The following is a 1,407-nucleotide window of genomic DNA, read 5'->3' as shown; positions in this document are numbered from 1 at the left end:
TTATCTAAATAATAGAGTTCTTGAAAAATAACAGCATTACAACCGTCCCAAGTTGCTTGTAATTGATAGGCAACGTCTGATGCTATTTTTTGAGAAAAATAATAAAACTTCTTCCATTTTTTCTCTGCCTTTATTCCTAAAATAATGATAGCTGACCTAAATACTTTTTACCTAATTATAGTATATTTATTCGTATTTTTGTAAGTTTAATGAATTATTTTTTAAAGTTCTAAACTAATTTTTTAGTTAGTTATTAGGGTAACTTGACTCGATATTGATTATTATTAAATTTTGAGTTAAAATGGTTAGAATCAATAAACTTAACTTTGTTTACTGTTAATAAATTAATTCCTACATAATATCAAGAATTAATTAAAAAGTAAGTCTTGATTAATATTAAAAAATGTCTACTAAACCTCAAATCCGAAATCTGAAAAAGAAGGCTACTACCTCTGATGAAAAAACAGCATCGGTAGCAACAGAGTCAGCAATCGTTGAGAATAACAGAGATACCCCAACCACCTCGGAACCAGAAAATAACACAGAAGCCACAGAAGCCTCAACAGATGAAGCTACAACAGAAAAACCCATATTTCAAGCGATTGGGACTCTCCAGGGAAAACTACAGAAAGACGATGAGGGTAATTTTTTTATTCGCTTAGGTGGCAAGCGTTACGACCTCTACTTTCAAGGATATCCCTATAAAGCTTGGTTGAAGCAAGCAGAAGCCAACCCCGACCAAACCCTCTTTTTCCGTGTCTATCCCAAATGTCTGATGATTCCACGGAAACCACCAAAGGACAAATTCACGTCATGGGGTAGCCCTAGTAGAACAAAATCAGTAATTCCAATGATTCAGAGAAATAAACTGATTAGTCAAAGGAATTGAAGCGACTTCAAGGTTAGCTATGGCTTTGACGATGGATTTGTAACTCATATCTTTAGCGGAATCATCATCTTGGCAAATAACTAAAATCCCAGGATGTAGAGAAGTTTTCTTATGTAGTTTCAGAAAATCATCATTTAAAAGCTCTTGATGAGTTTGACAATATTCTATTACTTCTTGAATCGCTTTTAAAGGTAAATCCCAATTGTATACTGCATCAGCCTCAGTCATTTCATTAACAATCATATCTGAATAGATCACAGAAGCTTTAATTCTTGTTCCTTTGATATAAAGCTGCTTCCTCCAAGAATCAGAACGGGTTTCTAAATATTGCCACTGTGTTTTTATTGGCTGATTCGTCATATTTCTTAATTCAAATTACCATCGACTCTGTTATTATAGCAAAAGGATATATAGACAAATCGACTATTCTCTGAAGTCTCAAATTTTAATTGATCAGCTATCTTAATTTATCTAAGTTTAATTAATCACATTAATCTATGAATAAGCAATAAAAAGTC

Annotated in this window: 1 protein-coding gene and 1 pseudogene; one reads left to right on the top strand and one right to left on the bottom strand. The window is 32.6% G+C overall.

Annotated features, from left to right (window positions below):
* Window positions 1–403: 403 nt before the first annotated feature.
* Window positions 404–808: pseudogene (locus CY0110_RS27735) on the top strand (hypothetical protein); the annotation flags it as partial.
* A 30-nt stretch (window positions 809–838) separates the two neighbouring features.
* On the opposite strand, the gene CY0110_RS31290 reads toward CY0110_RS27735, so the two are convergent.
* Window positions 839–1,249: a DUF433 domain-containing protein gene (locus CY0110_RS31290; RefSeq protein ID WP_008279003.1), complete on the bottom strand. Its 411-nt coding sequence runs from the start codon at window positions 1,247–1,249 to the stop codon at window positions 839–841.
* Between the last annotated feature and the right edge of the window lie 158 nt (window positions 1,250–1,407).

The organism is Crocosphaera chwakensis CCY0110 (assembly GCF_000169335.1).
Taxonomy (GTDB): Bacteria; Cyanobacteriota; Cyanobacteriia; order Cyanobacteriales; family Microcystaceae; genus Crocosphaera; species Crocosphaera chwakensis.
Note: the sequence above shows the minus strand (reverse complement) of the source record. Positions and strands in the feature narration are given on the sequence as shown.